Genomic DNA, 18,325 nt, shown 5'->3' on the forward strand with positions numbered 1-18,325 from the left:
GCGCGTACTCCCGACGCTCAGCCCGGGGCGCGCGACGCCAAATCTCACCGACACATCCTGTCGAGATTGCACATCTATCTCGTCGTCAGGGCGCCGCCGTTCACGTGCAGGACCTGTCCGGTGAGGTGCCGGGCGGCCGGTGAGGCGAGGAAGTGGATCGTGCCGGCGATGTCCTCCACCTGGCCTTCGCGTTTGGTTAATGTTGCCTGGAGCAACGTCTGGCGGCGCTGGTCGGTCAGGCGGCCCTGGAAGAACTCGGTGTCCGCGGTGAAGCCGGGGGCGACGACGTTCGAGGTGATTCCGCGCGGGCCGAGCTCGGCGGCGATGTCGGCGTTCCACATCGCCAGCGCGGCCTTGGAAGCGCCGTACGAACCGGGTCCGCGGGCGCCGGCGATCGAGCCCAGGTGGACGACCGCGGTGGTGAGTCGCGGGGCGAGGGCGGTGGTTGTGAGGACGGCGCTGATCAGGTTCGCCTCGAGGTTGGCGAGCCAGTTGGCCTTCAGCTGCTCGAGATCCCCGTCCGGCCGGCCGAAGTCGGTGTTGCCGCCGGCGTTGTTCACGAGCACGTCGACCTGCTCGGGCAACTCACGGATCAGTCGCTCGATCTGCGCCGGGTCCGTCGCGTCGCACACCACTCCCCTGACCCCGAGGTCGGCCGCGGTCTTCTCGAGTACGTCGGCACGCCGTCCGGTGATCACCACCTCGTCGCCGTCCGCCCGGAACCGCTCCGCGGTCGCCCGCCCGATCCCGGTCGCTCCCCCGGTCACCACGATCGTCCTCATCCCGACACCTCACGTTTAGGTCTAAATGTTTAGGTCTAAACGTAGCATGGTTCTCGTGGCCGACAACTACCCGCTCGACTCCCCGAGTCCGTACCCCGCCGCGGAGATCGCCCGTGCTTGGCAGCGTGAACGCCCCGGCACGCCGACGGACTCGATCGAGATCGTCACTCCGCTGTGGAGGCTGGCCAAGCTGTTCGCGGACGATCGGCGGCGGGTGCTCGCGGATGCCGGCGTCGATCCGGCGACGCTCGATCTGCTGAGCGTGCTGCGGCGCGCGGGCTCGCCGTACGAAGTCACCACCCGCGAGCTGTCCCGCCGCACCCTCGTCACCGCCGGCGCGATCTCCCAGCGCGTCGCCCGCGCCGAAGACAGTGGACTCGTCACCCGCCGAGGTGCCGACGACGGGACCCGCGCGGTGCTGGTCGCACTCACCCCCGCCGGCCACGACCTCATCGAACGAACCGTCGACCAGGTCCTCACCCGCGAATCCGAACTCGTCGCCTCCCTCTCCCCCACCACCCGCGCCCAACTAGCCGGCCAACTCCAAACCCTCCTGGATGAAGTCACCAAAGCAACGACTGACTGAAGACCTGTGCAGCAGCCCGTTAGCTAGTGGACCAGTTGAGTGGCGAGGGATTCGATCAGGTCGCGCCAGGCAGCGAGGTCTTCCGCCGTGGCGCCTGTCTGGGTCAGCACCAGCCGGGCGCCGCCGTTGCCATCGCGCAGTGCCCACGTCACAACGCCGCCGGTCGAGCCGTAGCTGAGGCGGACCGGCTCCTCGAGTTCGCCGACCGGCCCGGCATCGATGCCCTTGGCAACGAAGCCGTCCGGCGGCGGACTGCCGACGGCCGCGGGCTGCGCGCCGGCCAGCAGCTTCCACACTGCCTCCTTCGGCTGCGTCAGTTGGCGCTCGAAGCGCAGCTCACCGTCTTCGGAGACAGCGCCCTGATCGAGGCCGAAGACCTTCGCGAAGTGTTCATGGAGTTCGCGGTAGTCGCGTTCTGGGACGGTGTCGCCCAGGACCCGCTCGAGGGCGTCGAAGCAGAGGGTCCAGCCGCCGGAGAAGCTGGCCGAGCCGGCGCGGTCGTCGTAGGTGGCCGTCAACTGAAGGGTGCAGCCGGCCGGGGTGGACTGAAGTTCCCAGCGGAGGACCTCCACGCCCCACGTGTACTCGATCAGGTGAGGCGGTTCGTATGCGCGGATGACGCCCCTGCTCTGCTCGTCGACGGGAGCGCCGGGGTCTTCTTCGAACGTGAACTTGACCGGCCCGTCGAGCCTGAGGTCCAGCTCGACGGCCGCCGGGAACCATCCGGCCAGCTGGGTCGGGTCGGTGATTGCTCGCCAGACCTTCTCTGCCGGATGCCGCAGGTCTCGCCGCATCCGCAGGACGGTCCGGCCGTTCTCAGAGCTCAGCGTCTCGGTCATGCCTCTATATATACCCGGTCCGGCATATACGATCAACCGGCGAAGCGAGCCAGGTCCTTCAGTTCGGCGGAGAGGTCCGGCCGACCGTCGAACACGTCCACCGACAGGTCGGCGTGCGTCCAGGAGCCGATTGCCCGGCCGGCTTCGATGATGGCCGGGCGGAGCATGCCGCCGCCGGGGAAGATCGCGGCGGGCAGTTGCTGGAAGCGGTTCTGATAGCCGAGGAGATACGCGTCGAACTCCCCCAGCATCCGGACCTCACGACAGCCAGGCAGATCGTCGACCGCAGCCAGCACCTCGGAATCGACTTCGAAGGACTTCGTCGCGACCGCCTCGACGGCCCGGCGGGCGGCAGGCACCGGCAGGCCGGACCAGGTCGCGAAGTCGCGGGCGGTCGCTGGGCCGTAGGCAGTCAGGTAGCGGCGGGCCAGATCCTCCACGTCGCCGGACAGCTCGAGAGGCTTTCCGAGCCAATCGCGTACGGCGACCCACGTCTCCCCCGGCCCGTAACACACCCGGCCGAGCAGCCCGGCGTACCGGATCAGCGCGTAGACAGCCTGCCCCTTCGGCTCCGTGATCAGTCCGGCCGCGACCAGTACGTCGGCGAGCTCCGCGCGGTTGGACGGACCGTTCGCCAGCAGGTGCTCTTCGAGTACGTCGGCCGCGCGAGCGCGGACGCCCGCGGGCAGGCCGAGTTCGCCGTACCGGCGTTCTGTGTCCTTGATCAGCTTCGGACCCAGCATGCCCAGCAGCGGACCCGCGTCCTCCACCGCGACGAGCTGCAGCGTGCCGCGCATGAACCAGCCGCGGACGACCGAGCGGTCGGTCTCCTGGGCGTGCGTGACGTCGGCGAGCGTGGTCGCGGTCGATCGGGCGCGTACGGCGTACGCGGCTCCGCGCCAGGTCTGCGCCTGGAGGCCCCCCGTCCGGCGTACGACGTCGGCCACCCCTCCGGGGCCGGCCTCGTTCACCGGACGCGCCAAACAGTTCGCCTGCATCCTGGCCGCCAGTAACCAGTCAACAGACCTCTGCGCCACCCCAGCATGACACCACGAACCGGACGAGTCCGCACCCCGAAATACGAAACCGCCCCGGTTCGCACCGGGGCGGCACCGCAAAAGCGCCGGTCAGAGGGCCGGCTGGACCAGATCGGCGAACGCCGCCTGGCCGGTGACGTTCGGGTGGTACGACTCGCTGATCGGGTTCGACAGGCCGTTGATCCACTCCGGGCTGCCGCACACAGAGTGACCGATGAACTTCGTCGTCGGGTTGACGAACGTGAACCCGGCCGCGCTCGCCGAGGCCGCGAGTTTGGAGTTGAGCAGGTCGGCGGTCGCGTTCAGCCGGGTCATCTCGTCGGGGCTGAAGAACGTGCCGGCGTTGCAATCGGTGCCGTTGAACAGTCGCGGGTAGCCGACGACCACGACCTGCGCCGACGCGGCGCGGCTCCTGATCGAGGAGTACAGCGTGTTCAGCCGGCCGGGCAGCGTGTTGTTGATGATCGTCTGGGCGCCGGCCACCGCGCTGGTGCAGTCGCCGAGCCACGACGGCTTCGCGCACTCGGTGATGACCGACGAGAAGCCGGCGTCGTTGCCGCCGACCTGGACCGAGACGATGTTGGTCGAGCCGGTCACCGACGGCAGCTGGTTCGCAGTGACGTCGGCGACCTTCGCTCCGGAGCAGGCCACGAACGTCAGGTTGGCGCCGATCCGTGCCGCATCGATGTACGAGTACGCCTTGGTGGACCGCTGGCAGGACCCGCTACTCGAGATGTAGGTGCGGGTCCCGACACCGGAGGCGTACGAGTCACCGAGTGCGACGTAATTCGGAGCCGCCGCGTGCGCGACTCCCGGGCTGAGAAGCATCGCTGCGCCGAGGGCCGCAGCGGACAGCAGACTGGCGATGGACTTCATGGGCGGACCGCCTTTGTAAGCGAGGGGTGGCGACTGAAGTACTCAACGTCACCTTCGCTGACTGGCGAGTAACACACAAGGTCCTGGTAACAAATTCACCGTAGATTCCCGGTGCCGGTGACCTTCTAGCCGTTCCAGGAGGACAACCCGGGTCCGGTCGGCAACGGATAACACCCGTCTTCCAGCTGAACGCCGGAAGGCAGCAGTCCGCTCTCCACGTAGATCGTGTTCGGCAATGCCGCGAGCACGTGGATGTGGGCTCCACCTCCGTGCGACGCGTACGGCACCCCGAACCCGGCCGCCATCAACCCGATCTCCAGACAGTCGGTCAACCCACCGGCCCGCCGCAGATCTGGCTGTACGACGCCGACGCCGCCCCGTGCGATCAAGTCCCGGAAGGCTGCCTGCCCGTACCGGTTCTCCCCCGTTGCGATCGGGATGTCGAGCTTCTCGGCCAGCCGCACATGAGCGTCGGTGTCCCCGGCCGGCAGCGGCTCCTCGAACCACCGGCAGTCGAGCTCTTCGTAGACCCGGCCGCGGCGCAGCGCCTCGGAGTACCCGAAGGCCTGGTTCGCGTCGACCATCAGCGGCGCGTCCGGCCCGATGATGTTCCGGACCGCCTTGATCCGCTGCACGTCCTCGGTGAGCGGCCCGCCGCCGACCTTCATCTTCACGCCGCGGAAACCCTGCTCCATCGCCTTCGCGGACACGCTCTCCAGCCCCGCGACGTCCAGCTCCAGCCAGCCGACCATCGCGTACGTCGGAATCGCGGACCGCTGCGCCCCGAGCAGCTTCCACACCGGGACGTCGAGCGACTTGCCGAGCAGGTCCCACAACGCCAGGTCGATCGCCGAGATGCCGTACGACGACAGCCCGGCGGTCCCCTGGTAATCGGTCAGTGTCTGGAGCTTCGTCCGGATCCCACGGATCATCGTGGGATCCTCGCCCACGATCACCGGCGCCAACTGGTCGGTGATCAGATGGGCCAGCACCGCGGGCGAGCTCGCGACGCGACCGAAGTACGTCGTACTGACGCCGCTCACGCCCTCGTCGGTGTCGATCTGCACGCGGGTGCGGCCGTTGCGGTCCAGCAACTGGATCGCGTCGCGGACCGCGTGTTCCTTCGGTTCGGAGGTGACTTCGACGCTGATATCGGTGATCTTCATCCAGTCATCCCTTGCCTGCGAGAACGTCTTCGACCTTTTGCTTGACTCCGCCCAGCGCCGCTTCGGCGGTCTTCTTACCGCTCCACACGTCGTCGAGCACCGGCCGGTAGATGGTCCGGGCACGTTCGATGTAGCGGCTGAAGTTCTCGTTCACCGCGCTGCCGAGCGCCTGCGTCACCAGCGCAAGGTTCGACGGCGCCTTGTCGTCGGGCACGAACAGCGCCGACGAGCTCTTCGCCACCGGCATGAACCCGCGCGACTGCGCGAGCAGCTTCGCGGACTCCGCGCCGACGGCGTACTTCAGGAAGCTCCACGCGGTGTCGGGGTCCTTCGACGCCTTGGGGATCGCGAGCACGGTGAGCGTGTTGACGGTGGTCCGGCTGACCTTCATCGGGGTCGGGAAGATGTCCCACTTCACCTTCGCGTTGCTGCGCAGGTACGGGACGCCGCTGGTGAGCCCGAGCAGCATCGCGACCTTGCCGGTCCCGAGCTGGGCCAACGCCCAGTTCGGCGTCTGCTTGCCGGCCGTCACAGTCGCGAAGTCCGGGTGCACCTTGTGCTTGAGCGACAGGTCGGCGACCCACTGGATCGCCTCAGTGCCCTGCGGCTCTGCCAGCGTGAACCGGGTCGCGTCCTTGGAGTAGATGCCGTCGCCGCCGTTGCTGGTCGGGAAGACAGTCTCGAGCGAGCTGTCGGGGAAGACCAGCGCACCCCAGCGCTCACCGTTGGGCTTGGTGAGCTTCTTGGCTGCCTCGAGGAAGTCGTCCCAGGTCCAGCCGCTCTTCGCCCAGTCCTTCGGTGGCAGCTCGACACCGGCCTCGGCGAACGCGTCGGTGTTGCAGTAGAGGATGCCGGGGTTGGTCATGATCGGCCAGGCGGCGTGCGCGCCGTCGGGCTGCTTGGCGAAGTTGTAGGCGACCGGGAAGTAGTCCTCCGGCTTGATCCCGTCCTTCTCCAGGTACGGGCGCAGGTCGAGCAGCGAGCCCTCCGCGTAGTACCCGCGGACGTAGTCGTCGTTGATCCGGATCGCGGTCGGGGCCGCCCCGGACGACAGCACGGTCCGGAGCTTGGTGTCGTAGTCGTCACCGGGGATCGACTGGATGTCGAGGGTCTTGCCGGCCTGCTTGGCCCAGTTCTGGGCCATCGTGTACATCGGGGTACCGCTCTCGGTGTCCCAGGTCATCCAGGAGGCGTTACCACCGCCTCCACCTCCCCCGCTGCCGTTGCTGCCGCAAGCGGCGAGTGGGAGTCCGGCGGCGAGCGCGCCGCCGCCGATGCCGAGGGCCCGGAGTACCGACCGACGGGAGATCTCTGATGCGGGCATGGTCGTTCCTGTTCTCTGAAGTTAATTGGTCCGCAGTTTGGCGACCGCGTCGTCGTCCAGCTCGATGCCCAGGCCGGGCAGGTCCCACGGCGTGATCTCGCCGTTCACCGGGACGAGCGGGTTCTTCCAGATCGGTACGTCGTCGAGGATCGGGTTGTGCTCGATGTTGTACTCCTGCGGGTAGACGCACGACGGCGTACTGACCCACAGGTGCGCGTGTGCCGACGTACCGATCGTCTGTTGCGTGTTGTGCACCGTGATCGGTTTGGTGAACGTGTCGGCGAGCACCGCGATCTTCTTGAACTCGGTGATACCGCCGCACTTGATGACGTCGGGCTGCAGGATGTCGACCTTGCCGTCCAGGATCAGGTCCCGGAACTGCCAGGTGGTGTACTCCTGCTCGCCCGCCGCGATCGGGATGTCGACCGCGTCGGCCAGCCGTCCGTACGCCGCATAGTCGTGGGCGGCGAGCGGTTCCTCGAAATGCCACACGCCGAGGTCCTCCAGCGCGTGGGCCAGCTTGATCGCGGTGTGTTCGTAATACGCGTTGTTGACGTCGACCAGGATCGGGAAGTCGTCCCCGACGAGCTTGCGCACCGCGGTCACGGTCGCGATGGTCTGGTCGAAGCCGTCGTCGTGCATCCACGGCGTCGAGGAGTGGATCTTGTAGCCGTGGAAGCCCTTCTCCTGGAAGGACTGTGCGCGCTCGGCCTCCTGGTCCGGTGTCATGCTGCGCGACATCGAGCTCGCGTAGACCTTCGCGCTCTGCCGGTACTTGCCGCCGAGGAGCTGGTACGTCGGCAGCCCGGCCGCCTTGCCGAGCAGATCCCACAGCGCGATGTCGATCCCCGCGATCGCGTTCAGCTGTGCGCCGCCGGGACCGAGCTTGTACGGCTTGGTGTAGAGCCGGCGCCACAGCCGCTCGATATCGGTCGCCTCCTCGCCGATGAGCAGCGGCGCCAGCGCCTGCTCGACGACGCTGTGCGAGACGTGGGCGTTCATCGGGCTGACCTCGCCGACACCGACCAGGCCCTCGTCGGTGTGCACCTTCACGATGTGCAGCTTGTCGAGCAGGATGATCGACTCGATGTTCGTGATCCGCATACTTATCCTTTCAGGCCGGACATCGTGATGCCCTGGACGAAGTACTTCTGGGCCAGCAGGAACAGCAGCAGCGGCGGCAGGATCGTCAGCGTCGCGGCGGCCATCATGAGGTTGGTCTGGGTGAAGTACTCACCCTTGAACAGCGCGAGCGCGATCGGCATGGTCTGCAACCGCGTCGAGTTGAGGAAGATCAGCGGGCCGAAGAGGTCGTTCCAGGAGCCCATGAAGGTCAGTGCGCCGACCGCGGCCAGGGCCGGCTTGACCTGCGGCAGCATGATCCGCCAGAAGGTGCCGAAGATCGACGCGCCGTCGAGCTTGGCGGCCTCCTCCAGCTCGATCGGTATGCCGCGGAACGCCTGCCGGAGCAGGAACGTGCCGAACACCGGCGTCAGCACGTTCGGGACCCAGAGCGGGTAGTGGGTGTCGATCCAGCCCATCTGGCGGAACAGCATGTACTGCGGAACCAGGTAGACGATGCCCGGGATCATTGCCGTCGACAACAACAGTGCGAAGGCGAGGTTCTTGAAGGCGAAGTTCAGCCGGGCGAATCCGTACCCGGCCAGCGAGGCGAAGAGCAGCAGGAAGCCGACGTTCAGCGCCGCGAGCTTGCAGCTGTTCAGGAAGAACGGCAGCAGGCCGTGGCCGGCTTGCGAGTAGTTGCCCCACTGGAACTCCGACGGGATGAAGGTCGGCGGCGACTGCAGTACTTCGTTCTCCGGCTTGAGCGAGGCGCTGATCATCCAGAGCAGCGGCATCGCGAACACCACCGCGAAGAACAGCAGGACGACGATCAGCACGACGCGGCGCGGGATGTGCCGGGGCGGGCGGTTGAAGACGCGGATGGCCTCAGTTGTCATAGTGCACCCACCGCTTCTCCATCCTCCACTGGATCGCGGTGACGACACCGACGATGACGAACAGCACCCAGCCCATCGCGGAGGCATATCCCAGCCGGCCGTGCCCGAAGGCGGCTTCGTAGATCTGGAAGATGAACACCGAAGTGGCGTTGTTCGGACCGCCGGACGTCATCACGTAGATGATCCCGAACACCTGGAACGAGGTGATGAACTGCGTGATCGTGAGGAAGAACAGGCTCGGCGTCAGCAGCGGGAAGACAACCGACCAGAAGCGCCGCCAGGCCGAGGCTCCGTCCACTGTCGCCGCCTCGATCAGCGACTGGTCGATGCTCTGCAAGCCGGCCAGCAGAATCACCATCGGGTAACCCACGCCCTGCCAGAGCGCGACGATCATCACCGCGATCAGCGCGGTCTTGGTATCGGACAGCCAGGCCGGCCCGTGGATGCCGATCGTCTTCAGCGTGGAGTTGAAAAGGCCGCTGTCCGGGTTGTACAGCCAGAACCAGACGAAGCCGATCGCGACGACGTTGGTGACCGCGGGCGAGTAGTACAGCGTCCGGAAGATGCCGATGCCCTTGATCTTCTGGTTGCACAGGACAGCGAGTCCGAGGCCGATGAAGATCGTCAGTACGACGACGACCACGGTGAAGATCACGGTGTTCTTCAGCGAAGGCCAGAACGTGTCGTCGGCGGTGAACAGCTCCTTGTAGTTGCCCAGGCCGAGGAACTTCGGCGAGTTCAGCCCGGTCCAGTTGGTCAGCGACACCACCAGGGAGGCTGCAACCGGGGCGAGCTGGAAGAAGAGGACCCCGAAGATCACCGGGCCGACGAACAGCCAGCCGGCCAGGTTCTGCCGCTTCGGCTTCTGCTTCGGGCGCTTGCGCGTCGCCGACGGACCGTCGACCGACGGCGGTGACACAGTGGGCAGTACGGCGTTCGCCATCGCCTTACACCTCGATTCCGATGTACTTCTCCTCGAGGAATTCGAGGATCCCCTCGGAGCTGCCTTCCCGGCCGAGGCCGGACTGCTTGGTCCCGCCGAACGGCGCCGCCGGGTCGCTGAGCACGCCCCGGTTGACCGCGACCATGCCGGAGTCGATCCGCTGCGCGACCGCGAGCGCCTGCGCGGGATCGCCGTACACGTAGGAGATCAGGCCGTAGATCGTGTCGTTCGCCATCGCGACGGCCTCGTCGACCTCGCTGAAACCGACGATCGCGGTGACCGGTCCGAAGATCTCGGTCTGGTTGATCTCGCTGCCGTGCTTGACGTCGGTGAGGACTGTCGGCGGGTAGAACGCGCCACCGCTCGACGTCTCACCGCCAAGGGCCAGATTGGCGCCCTCGGCAACGGCCCGGTCGACCAGCCCGGCGACCTTGTCGCGCTCCTCCGGCGAGACCAGAGCACCGAGCTCGTTCGACCGGTCGGCGCCCGGTCCCATCGTGACCGCCTTCATCGCCGCGGTGATGCGGGTGCTGAACTCGTCGACCAGCGAGTCGTGGACGTAGAACCGGTTGGCCGCCGTACAGGCCGAACCGCCGTTGCGCATCTTCGCGACCATCGCGCCCTCGACCGCGGCGTCCAGGTCGGCGCCGGGCAGGACCACGAACGGTGCGTTTCCGCCGAGCTCCATCGACGAGCTGACGACCTGGTCGGCCGCCTCGTGCAGCAGTACCCGTCCGACCTCGGTAGAGCCGGTGAACGACAGCTTGCGTACGGCGGGATGGTGCAGCATCGCGCTCACCGCGGGGCCGGCCGGCACCGGCGTCACCAGGTTGACGACACCGGCCGGTACGCCGACGCGTCGCAGGACGTCGACGACGTACGCCGCGGTGAGCGGGGTCTGGCTGGCCGGCTTCAGTACTACGGAGCAGCCGGCCGCCAGAGCGGGCGCGATCTTGCGGGTGGCCATCGCGGCCGGGAAGTTCCACGGCGTGACGAGAATCGATACGCCGATCGGATCCCGGCGTACGACGATGGTCTTGTCGCCGGACGGTGAGAGACGGAAGTCGCCGCCGATCCGGACCGCCTCCTCGGCGAACCAGCGGAAGAACTCGGTCGCGTACGCCGCCTCGCCGATCGCGTCGGCGTACGCCTTGCCGTTCTCGGCGGTGATGAGAGCGGCGAGCTGCTCACGTTCCTCGGTCAGTACGTCGAAGGTCGCGCGGAGCAGCTCGGAGCGCTGCCGCGGCGGGGTGGCCGACCAACCGGCCAGCGCGTCGGCGGCCGCGTCGACAGCGGCGAGGCAGTCTGCCTCGGTGGCCGCGGCGAACTGGGCCAGCTCGGACCCGTCGGCGGGATCGTGGACTGGGAAGCGCCGGCCGTCGGCGGCCGGGCGCCACTGTCCGTCGATGAACAGATCGTGCGGAGAAGTCATCTGATGGCTCCGGGTTTCAGAACGGGTCGGTTCGGTCGCCGGCGTACGCGGCGCGAGTGATCTCGAGCAGCGCGTCGACATCGAGCGGGCGGGGGTTGTTGTCGATCAGCCGGGCCGATCGCAGGCCCAGTTCGGCGACGTACTCGAGCTGGTCCTCGGCGAGGCCGAGCTCTTTCAAGGTCGGCGGGATGCCGATCCGGTCCAGCAGCGCGTCGACGGCCTCGATACCCGCGAGGGCCTGCTGCTGGGTGTTACCTGCTTTCGGTACGCCGAAGAGCCTGGCGATCTCGGCGAACTCTTCGACGCGAGCGGGCGCGTTGTAGCGCATGACGTACGGCAGGAGTACGCCGACTCCGACGCCGTGCGGGGTATGGGTCAGGGCTCCGAGCGGGTACTGCAGCGCGTGCGCGGCCGCGGTGCCGGCCACTCCCAGCGCGTAGCCGCCGGCATTCGCGGCGAGCATGACCGCGGATCGCGCCTCCTGGTCGTCCGGGTGCTCGAACGCGATCGGGAGTGCGGTCGCGAGGAGCCCGAGACCCCAGCGGGCGTAGGAGTCGCTGATGACGTTCTTGCCGATGAACACGCGACCCTCGGCGAGTGCCGACGGCGGGCGCTGGATCGCGGTGAACGACTCGACCAGGTGCGAGACCGCGTCGGCTCCGGCGCTCGCCGTGAGGCTGGGAGGGCAGGAGTACGTCAGCTCGGGGTCGCAGATCGCCACCGACGGGATCAGGTACGGCGAGGAGATGCCGGCCTTGAGTTCACGCCGGCTGTCGCTCAGGACGCAGACCGGCGTGACTTCCGAGCCGGTGCCTCCGGTGGTCGGTACGGCGATGATCGGGAGCACCGGGCTCGGTACGGCGTTCTCCCCGTAGTACTGATCGATCGGGCCGCCGTGGGTGAGCATCAGCGCGACAGCCTTCGCGAGGTCCATGCAGCTGCCGCCGCCGATCCCGATGACCACGTCGATGCCGGCGTACTCCATCGCGTCGAAGCAGGCGTCGATGTCGGACGTCGGCAGCTCCGGGGAGGTGTCGCTCCAGACATGAACCTCGAGGCCGTTGTCCTCGAGATCGGTGAGCAGCTGTGCGAACTCGGGCGACGCGGCCAGTCGCTGATCGGTGCAGACGAGGGCTGAGCTGCCGTACTCCGCGGCGTGGCGACCGAGCAGAGCGCGCTGGCCGGCGCCGAAGACAACCGTGCGCGGTGCTCGTTGCACGCCGAAGGCAGGGGCGGTGATCGTCATAGTGGTGTCCTTGTCCGGTCGTTGGGCGGGATCAGTCGGCCAGAACGGCTTCGCGGCGGGCGGTATCCCGTGCTGTGTCCCGTGCTGTGTCCAGCCGGGTCAGCTCGCGCCACAGGTCGTCGGCGATCTCGATGCCATCGGCAACCGACTCCTGGTACCGCGCGCGGGCGCCGTCACCGGGCACCGCGACCGGCGTGTCCGGGTCGGCCCGGCGGCTGCGGCGTACCTGATCGAGGTAGTCCGTCGCGGAGTGGCGGCCGCCGCTCAGCAGGATGAACAGGTCGCCCTTGTTGCTCAGGTGGTCGTCGTCCAGCGTGCCGCCGACCGCGGTGCCGTACGCCGCGCCGGTGAGGAAGGTGACCATCGCGCCCAGACCGAGCCCGAGGCCGTACCCCTTCGCTCCCCCGAACGGCGCGATCGATCCGTCCTTGGCCGCCACCGGGTCGACAGTCTCGTTGCCGCCGGCATCCAAAGCCCAGCCCGGCTCCAGCGGTACGTCGCGCAGCGCGTGGTCATGCACCTTGCCCATCGAGATCTGCGAGGTGGCCATGTCCAGCACGAGCGGCGGCCGCGCCGGGACCGCGAGCGCCAGCGGGTTGGTACCGAGCATCGCCTCGGTGCCGCCCCACGGGTGCACGAGCGCCTCGCTGGTGGTGATGCCGAGGCAGACCAGGCCACGGTCGGCCATGCGGCCGGCGTAGTACCCGAGCATGCCGAGGTGGTTGTTGTTCGTGATCGAGCAGACCGCGACGCCGTACTGCTCGGCTGCCGGGATGATCGCTTCCAACGCGCGGACCGCGACCACCGGGCCGAGTCCTTGCTGACCGTCGACAGACAGGTAGCAGGGGCTCATCCACGTGTGACAGCCGCTGCGGGTCGGGCTCGCGGTGCCGTTCGCCAACCGCCGCAGCAGTCGCGGCAGACGCAGCAGACCGTGTGACGGCATCCCCTTCGCCTCGGCGACGACAAGGAGCTCGGCCTGCTGGGCCGCCGCGTCCGTCGGCACGCCGGCGGTGATCAGGAGTCGTTCGGCCAGTGCTTGGGCCGTGAGCAGATCTGTGTGCATGTCGACCATCCCAGGGTGGAGTCGCTGCATTCGTATTCATCGCCCGATGTCTTGGGAGGCTAGATCAGATCGGATACGATTCGCAATGGTCTGTGAATACGGATCCATGATTTTCTGCCGACGGATGGACACCAGATGAGCCAGCGCACCACGGAGCGTTCCGGACGGCCCCGGATGAGTGACGTCGTCTACGAGCGACTGCAGGAGTTCCTGCTGGATGGCCAGATCCAGCCGGGCGAACGGATCCGCGTCGACGAGCTCAGCCGCCGGCTCGGGGTCTCCCAGACCCCGGTCAGGGAGTCGCTGAACCGGCTCGAGGCCGAGGACCTGGTCACCAAAACGCATCTGATCGGATATTCCGCCACACCCAAGCTGACGCCGCAGCGGTTCGAGGATCTGTTCGAGGCCCGGTTCCTGATCGAGCCGTACTGTTCAGGCCTCGCGGCCGGCCGGCACCGCGGCGACGAGGTCGAGCAACTCGCGCAGATCGCATCCGAGATGCGCGGCAGCTACCAGGCCGGCACGATGTCGTACGGCGCCTTCGCCCGGGCCGACGCCGACTTCCACGAAGCCGTGATCGCGGCGACCGGCAACAGCTACTTCGGCGAGATCTTCGCCAAGCTCCACTGCCACCTGCAGCTGTTCCGTCTCCTCCGCGACTCGAGGGTCACCGAGGACGCGCTGGACGAGCACGACCTGATCGTCACAGCCATCCGCCAACGCGACACCCAGTCGGCGGACCGAGCCATGCACGCCCACCTGACCGCCTCTCGTGGGCGTCTCCGCTCAGCCTTCGAAACCCCCACCCCCCAGCCACCCCCTACCTGACCGGCCGCTCCACAAACCCGCCGATAGCGGGTTGTTGCACCGCTGCCACGTTGCAGCTGCCCATCGAGCAAACAACCCGCCAGCGGGACGCGCGGTCAGCGTTCGGGACCGGGGACCGAGTGCGGGTTGAAGCCGTAGGGGAGCTCCAGGCGGTGGGCCCGCATGAGCTCGGCGTCGCCCAGCAGGTCGCGGGTCTTGCCGTCGGCGACGATGCGGCCGTCGTCCATCAGCAGGCTGCGCTCGCAGAGCTGCAGCGCGTACGGGAGGTCGTGCGTGATCATCAGCAGCGTCACGTCCAGCCCGGCGAGGATGTCCGCCAGCTCGCGGCGGGCGGCGGGGTCGAGGTTGCTGGACGGTTCGTCGAGGACCAGGACCTCGGGACGCATCGCCAGCACCGTCGCGACCGCGACGCGGCGGCGTTGGCCGAACGACAGGTGATGCGGAGCCAGGTCGGCATGGTCCTGCATCCCGACCTGGACCAGCGCCTCGTGCACCCGATCGTCGAGCTCGGCGCCGCGCAGGCCGAGGTTGGCGGGACCGAAGGCGACGTCGTCGCGGACGGTCGGCATGAAGAGCTGATCGTCCGGGTCCTGGAAGACCAGTCCGACCTTCCGGCGGATCTCGCCGAGGTGCTCACGGTGCAGGCCGGTCCCACCGATCTGGATGCGGCCGCTTCCGGTGCCACCGGCAACCGAGCCGAGGATGCCGTTCAGGTGCAGGACCAGGGTCGTCTTGCCGGCGCCGTTCGGCCCGAGCAGCGCGACCCGTTCGCCGCGTTCGACCGTGAAGTCGACGCCGAACAGTGCCTGCCGCCCGTCCGGGTAGGCGAACACCAGCCGCTCGACCTGAATCGCGGGACCGCTCACTGCCGGACCACCCTCATCGCTTGAGCACTCACGAGCTCACCATCCTCGCCGCAACCGCGACAACGACCGCGACCACCGAGATCGCGACCCCGTGCATCCACTGCCCGCGCGATGCACCTTGCACGCTCAGCAGCGGCATCCGCCCGGTGTAGCCACGCGACCGCATCGCCAGATGCACCCGCTCCCCGCGTTCGAAGCTGCGCACGAACAAAGCCCCCACTCCCCCAGCCACCGCCTTCAGATGACCGACCCGGCCGCCCATGTATCCGCGGGACTCGCGAGCGACGCGCATCCGGTGCAGATCATCCGACACGACGCTCAGATAGCGGACCATGAACGACAAGATCGCCACGAGCGTCGCAGGCAACCGCAACCGCTCCAACCCGGCCAGCAGCTCCCGCGGCGCGGTTGTTGCCGACAGCAAGATCGCTGCGATCACCCCGAGGGTCCCCTTCGCCAGCACATTCCACGCGCCGAGCACACCCGACTGCGACAACTCCAGACCCAGCACGGACACCTGGGGACCGGTCGCCACGAACGGCAGCAGCAACGCGAACACGATGAACGGCGTCTCCACCGCGAGCCGCCTCGAGACCACGGGAGCCGGCACCTTGGCCACGGCAACAGCAGCCACGAGCATCCCGGCGTACACACCGAAGGCCCAGAAGACGGCGGCCGGTGTCGACACCACGGCGAGTACGAAGACGAAGAGGGCGACCAGCTTCACCTGCGCCGGGATCCGGTGGACCGGGCTGTCCACCGCGACGAGGAGGCCGTCGCCGGTCACGGGGCCTCCCGGTCTGGATTGACGAGGGAAGACCGGGAGCAACAGTCCCGTGACCCGCCGGGACGGAGTCGCGGCATCAGTACCGTCACGATGCCTTGTTCGCGCGCAGCGAGGCGAGCTTCGCGATCGCCAGGCCGACGACGATCGTCACCAGTACGCCGATGATCCCCGCCAGCGCGCCGGACACCTGCGCGTTCCCGATCCCGTGGACGCCGTAGTCGGCGAGCGGGCTGGCCGCGACAGCCGAGTCCTTCGCGGCGCCGTCGAATCCGAGCTTGGCGCCGACGAACTCCAGCCCGTCCGGATGAGCGCTCGCGAACAGACTCAGCCCGCCGGCAACCACGAGCGTGACCGCGATGCCGATCCCGAGCGACCGCCCGGCCGGCTTCGCGGCGATCGGCTTGTCCGGGGACACCGTCGAGGTGTTGCCGTCCGCGTCGACCAGGACGAGGTCCTGCTGAAGGTGCCGGGCGGCGTACACCAGGTCCGGCCGGGTCGCGACGACCGCGCTCAGCACGGCTGCGGTGATGACCGCCTCGCCGATCCCGACCAGGATGTGCCAGCCGACCATTGCCGTCGCGAGCTTCCCGAGCGGGATGTCGACCGCGCCGCCGATCGCGTACAGCCCGGTGAAAGCCAGCGCCGCGACCGGCACCGACACGAGCGCACCGACCGTCGCCGCCGGTACGACGCTGCCCACCCGCCGGGGCATCACCTTCAGCAGCGCCCGCGTCAGGAAGTACCCGACCAGGACCGTGATCAGCCCCATCAGCGTGATGTTCGTCCCCAGCGCGGTCAGACCGCCGTCTGCGAACAGCAACCCCTGCACAAGCAGCACAGTCGCCATCACCAGCACGGCGGTCCACGGGCCGACCAGCGCGGCCGCGAGCGCACCACCCAGCAGGTGACCGCTCGTCCCGGCGCCGACCGGGAAGTTCACCATCTGCACCGCGAACACGAACGCTGCCGTCAGACCGGCCAGCGCCGGACCGGTCTCACGAAGCTCCCGGCTCGCCCTCTGCAGGCTGAAGCCGACCGCCCCGGCCGCGATCAGGCCGGTGGCGACGGACGTGGGCGCGTTGAAGAAGCCATCAGGAACATGCACACGCACATTCTTGATCTAGTTGCGACTGATTCGCAACAAGCTGTCTTACAACGCTTTGAGTGCTTCCCCGATCGCACGGTGGAACGTCGGGTATGCGTAGATCATCTGTCGCAGCGTGTGCACAGGTACGGCGGCATGTACGGCGACCGCGAGTGCACTGAGCACCTCGCCACCGGTCGGCCCCGCGCTCGTCGCGCCGACCAGCACCCCGCGGTCGGCGTCCATCACGACCTTGATGAACCCTTCGTTGCCGGCCTTGTGGATCCAGCCGCGCGTCGACGCCGGGATCGGGGTCGATCCGGTCCGCACGTTCAGCCCCTTGTCCCGGGCCTGCTGCTCGGTCATCCCGACCGCGCCGATCTCCGGGTCGGTGAACGTCACCCGCGGCATCGCGTGGTAGCTCGCGGTCGGCGCGTCCGGCTCCTGCAGGATGTCGCGGACCGCGATGTCGGCCTGGTACATCGCGTTGTGGGTGAAGACGCCGACGCCGGTGACGTCGCCGATCGCCCACACCTTGTCGCCGGCCCGGACGTGCTCGTCGACCTCGATCCGGCGGGCCTTCGGGTCGAGCCCGACCTTCTCCAGCCCGAGGTCGGCCGTCGCGATCCGGCGACCCGTTGCCACCAGCAACTTCTCGCCGGTGGCCGACGCCCCGTTCTCGAGCGTGACGGTGAACGTGTCTCCGGCGTACGCGACGTGCTTGGCGTGCGCGCCGAGCAGGAACCTCACGCCGTCGCGCTCCAGCGCCTCACGCGCGAGGACCCCGGACTCCGGCTCCTCCATCGCCAGCACCTCGTCGGCGCCTTCGATCACGGTCACCTTCACCCCGAAGCGGGCGAACACCTGGGCCAGCTCCATCCCGATCGCGCCGCCGCCGAGGACGAGCAGTGAAGCGGGCAGCACCTCGACCTCGATCGCCTCCCGGTTCGTCCAGTACGGCGTACCGGCGAGGCCGTCGATCGGCGGGACGGACGGGATCGTGCCGGTCGCGATCACGATGCCGCGGGTCGCGTCGAACTCGCGGTCGCCGGCCTGGACCGTGCCCGGTCCGGTGATCCTCGCGCGGTCCTTGATCACGGTCGCGCCCTTGTTCACCAGCCGGTCGACCGCGACCTGGTCGTTCCAGGTGTCGGTCGCCTCCTCGCGGATGCGCTTGGCCACCGGAGTCCAGTCCGGCTGCACCGTCGACGTACCGGCCATGCCCTCGACCCGCCTGGTCTCGGCGATCAGGTTCGCGGCCCGGATCATCATCTTGCTCGGGATGCACCCGTAGTACGGGCATTCGCCGCCCACCAGCCGCGACTCGATGCCGATCACCCGCAGGCCGGCCTGCGCCAACCGGCCGGCCGTCTCCTCGCCGCCGACTCCGAGCCCCACCACGACCACGTCAACCTGTTCACCCATGCGCACAATCTTGCAGAGCGATCGGACCCGGCCAAGTCTCCCCCCGGCGCGTCATCACTGCGTAAGCGGCCGTTCAC

18 protein-coding genes are annotated in these 18,325 nt (G+C 68.2%); 2 read left to right on the forward strand and 16 right to left on the reverse strand.

The window, feature by feature from the left end:
- Nucleotides 1–74: 74 nt before the first annotated feature.
- Nucleotides 75–782: an SDR family NAD(P)-dependent oxidoreductase gene (locus EV645_RS34440; RefSeq protein ID WP_130448248.1), complete on the reverse strand. Its 708-nt coding sequence runs from the start codon at nt 780–782 to the stop codon at nt 75–77.
- 55 nt (nt 783–837) lie between these two features.
- Here EV645_RS34440 and EV645_RS34445 point away from each other — a divergent pair, with 55 nt between their 5' ends.
- Entirely contained in the window at nt 838–1,368 is a 531-nt protein-coding gene (locus EV645_RS34445; protein ID WP_422386660.1) for a MarR family winged helix-turn-helix transcriptional regulator, read from the forward strand.
- Between the two features lie 23 nt (nt 1,369–1,391).
- Here the strand turns inward: EV645_RS34445 and EV645_RS34450 are convergent, their stop codons facing one another.
- The 11 genes from EV645_RS34450 to EV645_RS34500 all read right to left on the reverse strand — a co-directional run bounded on the left by EV645_RS34450 (nt 1,392) and on the right by EV645_RS34500 (nt 13,258).
- Nucleotides 1,392–2,207: an SRPBCC family protein gene (locus tag EV645_RS34450; RefSeq protein ID WP_130448250.1), complete on the reverse strand. Its 816-nt coding sequence runs from the start codon at nt 2,205–2,207 to the stop codon at nt 1,392–1,394.
- A gap of 32 nt (nt 2,208–2,239) precedes the next feature.
- Nucleotides 2,240–3,190, reverse strand: a complete 951-nt coding sequence (locus tag EV645_RS34455; RefSeq protein WP_157997228.1) for a winged helix DNA-binding domain-containing protein — start codon at nt 3,188–3,190, stop codon at nt 2,240–2,242.
- A gap of 144 nt (nt 3,191–3,334) precedes the next feature.
- On the reverse strand, nt 3,335–4,120 hold the full coding sequence (locus tag EV645_RS34460; RefSeq protein ID WP_130448252.1) for an SGNH/GDSL hydrolase family protein: 786 nt from the start codon (nt 4,118–4,120) through the stop codon (nt 3,335–3,337).
- 125 nt (nt 4,121–4,245) lie between these two features.
- Entirely contained in the window at nt 4,246–5,286 is a 1,041-nt protein-coding gene (locus EV645_RS34465) for a mandelate racemase/muconate lactonizing enzyme family protein (protein ID WP_130448253.1), read from the reverse strand.
- A 4-nt stretch (nt 5,287–5,290) separates the two neighbouring features.
- A complete protein-coding gene (locus tag EV645_RS34470) occupies nt 5,291–6,610 on the reverse strand; it encodes an ABC transporter substrate-binding protein (RefSeq protein WP_130448254.1) in 1,320 nt (439 codons plus the stop codon).
- 21 nt (nt 6,611–6,631) lie between these two features.
- Nucleotides 6,632–7,714: a mandelate racemase/muconate lactonizing enzyme family protein gene (locus EV645_RS34475; RefSeq protein WP_130448255.1), complete on the reverse strand. Its 1,083-nt coding sequence runs from the start codon at nt 7,712–7,714 to the stop codon at nt 6,632–6,634.
- Nucleotides 7,715–7,716: 2 nt separating this feature from the next.
- A complete protein-coding gene (locus tag EV645_RS34480) occupies nt 7,717–8,571 on the reverse strand; it encodes a carbohydrate ABC transporter permease (protein ID WP_242000839.1) in 855 nt (284 codons plus the stop codon).
- Nucleotides 8,561–9,514 carry a carbohydrate ABC transporter permease gene (locus EV645_RS34485; RefSeq protein WP_130448257.1) on the reverse strand — a complete coding sequence of 318 codons (954 nt, stop codon included), beginning with the start codon at nt 9,512–9,514 and terminating at the stop codon, nt 8,561–8,563. Before EV645_RS34485 ends, EV645_RS34480 begins: the two co-directional genes overlap by 11 nt.
- 4 nt (nt 9,515–9,518) lie before the next feature.
- Complete coding sequence (locus tag EV645_RS34490; protein ID WP_130448258.1) at nt 9,519–10,946, reverse strand: NAD-dependent succinate-semialdehyde dehydrogenase; 1,428 nt, start codon at nt 10,944–10,946, stop codon at nt 9,519–9,521.
- Nucleotides 10,947–10,962: 16 nt separating this feature from the next.
- Nucleotides 10,963–12,192: an iron-containing alcohol dehydrogenase gene (locus EV645_RS34495; protein ID WP_130448259.1), complete on the reverse strand. Its 1,230-nt coding sequence runs from the start codon at nt 12,190–12,192 to the stop codon at nt 10,963–10,965.
- A gap of 31 nt (nt 12,193–12,223) precedes the next feature.
- Nucleotides 12,224–13,258 carry an Ldh family oxidoreductase gene (locus EV645_RS34500; protein ID WP_130448260.1) on the reverse strand — a complete coding sequence of 345 codons (1,035 nt, stop codon included), beginning with the start codon at nt 13,256–13,258 and terminating at the stop codon, nt 12,224–12,226.
- A 135-nt stretch (nt 13,259–13,393) separates the two neighbouring features.
- Between EV645_RS34500 and EV645_RS34505 the strand changes: the two genes are divergently transcribed.
- On the forward strand, nt 13,394–14,086 hold the full coding sequence (locus tag EV645_RS34505; RefSeq protein ID WP_130448261.1) for a GntR family transcriptional regulator: 693 nt from the start codon (nt 13,394–13,396) through the stop codon (nt 14,084–14,086).
- Nucleotides 14,087–14,181: 95 nt separating this feature from the next.
- Here EV645_RS34505 and EV645_RS34510 read toward each other — a convergent pair whose 3' ends face one another.
- From EV645_RS34510 to EV645_RS34525, 4 genes are all read right to left on the reverse strand, one after another.
- Nucleotides 14,182–14,952 carry an energy-coupling factor ABC transporter ATP-binding protein gene (locus EV645_RS34510; RefSeq protein ID WP_130448262.1) on the reverse strand — a complete coding sequence of 257 codons (771 nt, stop codon included), beginning with the start codon at nt 14,950–14,952 and terminating at the stop codon, nt 14,182–14,184.
- Nucleotides 14,953–14,980: 28 nt separating this feature from the next.
- Nucleotides 14,981–15,739 (reverse strand): cobalt ECF transporter T component CbiQ, encoded by a 759-nt coding sequence (gene cbiQ / locus EV645_RS34515; protein ID WP_130448263.1) that lies wholly within the window; start codon nt 15,737–15,739, stop codon nt 14,981–14,983.
- Nucleotides 15,740–15,824: 85 nt separating this feature from the next.
- The gene (locus tag EV645_RS34520; RefSeq protein ID WP_130448264.1) at nt 15,825–16,844 is read right to left on the reverse strand and encodes an energy-coupling factor ABC transporter permease; all 1,020 of its coding nucleotides are present in this window, start codon (nt 16,842–16,844) and stop codon (nt 15,825–15,827) included.
- 45 nt (nt 16,845–16,889) lie between these two features.
- On the reverse strand, nt 16,890–18,248 hold the full coding sequence (locus EV645_RS34525; protein WP_130448265.1) for a dihydrolipoyl dehydrogenase family protein: 1,359 nt from the start codon (nt 18,246–18,248) through the stop codon (nt 16,890–16,892).
- Between the last annotated feature and the right edge of the window lie 77 nt (nt 18,249–18,325).

Source organism: Kribbella rubisoli (genome assembly GCF_004217145.1).
In the GTDB taxonomy this organism is placed as follows: Bacteria; Actinomycetota; Actinomycetes; order Propionibacteriales; family Kribbellaceae; genus Kribbella; species Kribbella rubisoli.

What these genes read in the sequence shown, in the direction of transcription:
- EV645_RS34490 (WP_130448258.1), bottom strand. Translation starts at nt 10,946, where the DNA reads ATGACTTCTCCGCACGATCTGTTCATCGACGGACAGTGGCGCCCGGCC.
- EV645_RS34505 (WP_130448261.1), top strand. Translation starts at nt 13,394, where the DNA reads ATGAGCCAGCGCACCACGGAGCGTTCCGGACGGCCCCGGATGAGTGAC.
- EV645_RS34480 (WP_242000839.1), bottom strand. Translation starts at nt 8,571, where the DNA reads ATGACAACTGAGGCCATCCGCGTCTTCAACCGCCCGCCCCGGCACATC.
- EV645_RS34500 (WP_130448260.1), bottom strand. Translation starts at nt 13,258, where the DNA reads ATGCACACAGATCTGCTCACGGCCCAAGCACTGGCCGAACGACTCCTG.
- EV645_RS34485 (WP_130448257.1), bottom strand. Translation starts at nt 9,514, where the DNA reads ATGGCGAACGCCGTACTGCCCACTGTGTCACCGCCGTCGGTCGACGGT.
- EV645_RS34475 (WP_130448255.1), bottom strand. Translation starts at nt 7,714, where the DNA reads ATGCGGATCACGAACATCGAGTCGATCATCCTGCTCGACAAGCTGCAC.
- EV645_RS34495 (WP_130448259.1), bottom strand. Translation starts at nt 12,192, where the DNA reads ATGACGATCACCGCCCCTGCCTTCGGCGTGCAACGAGCACCGCGCACG.
- EV645_RS34450 (WP_130448250.1), bottom strand. Translation starts at nt 2,207, where the DNA reads ATGACCGAGACGCTGAGCTCTGAGAACGGCCGGACCGTCCTGCGGATG.
- EV645_RS34460 (WP_130448252.1), bottom strand. Translation starts at nt 4,120, where the DNA reads ATGAAGTCCATCGCCAGTCTGCTGTCCGCTGCGGCCCTCGGCGCAGCG.
- EV645_RS34470 (WP_130448254.1), bottom strand. Translation starts at nt 6,610, where the DNA reads ATGCCCGCATCAGAGATCTCCCGTCGGTCGGTACTCCGGGCCCTCGGC.
- EV645_RS34465 (WP_130448253.1), bottom strand. Translation starts at nt 5,286, where the DNA reads ATGAAGATCACCGATATCAGCGTCGAAGTCACCTCCGAACCGAAGGAA.
- EV645_RS34440 (WP_130448248.1), bottom strand. Translation starts at nt 782, where the DNA reads ATGAGGACGATCGTGGTGACCGGGGGAGCGACCGGGATCGGGCGGGCG.
- EV645_RS34525 (WP_130448265.1), bottom strand. Translation starts at nt 18,248, where the DNA reads ATGGGTGAACAGGTTGACGTGGTCGTGGTGGGGCTCGGAGTCGGCGGC.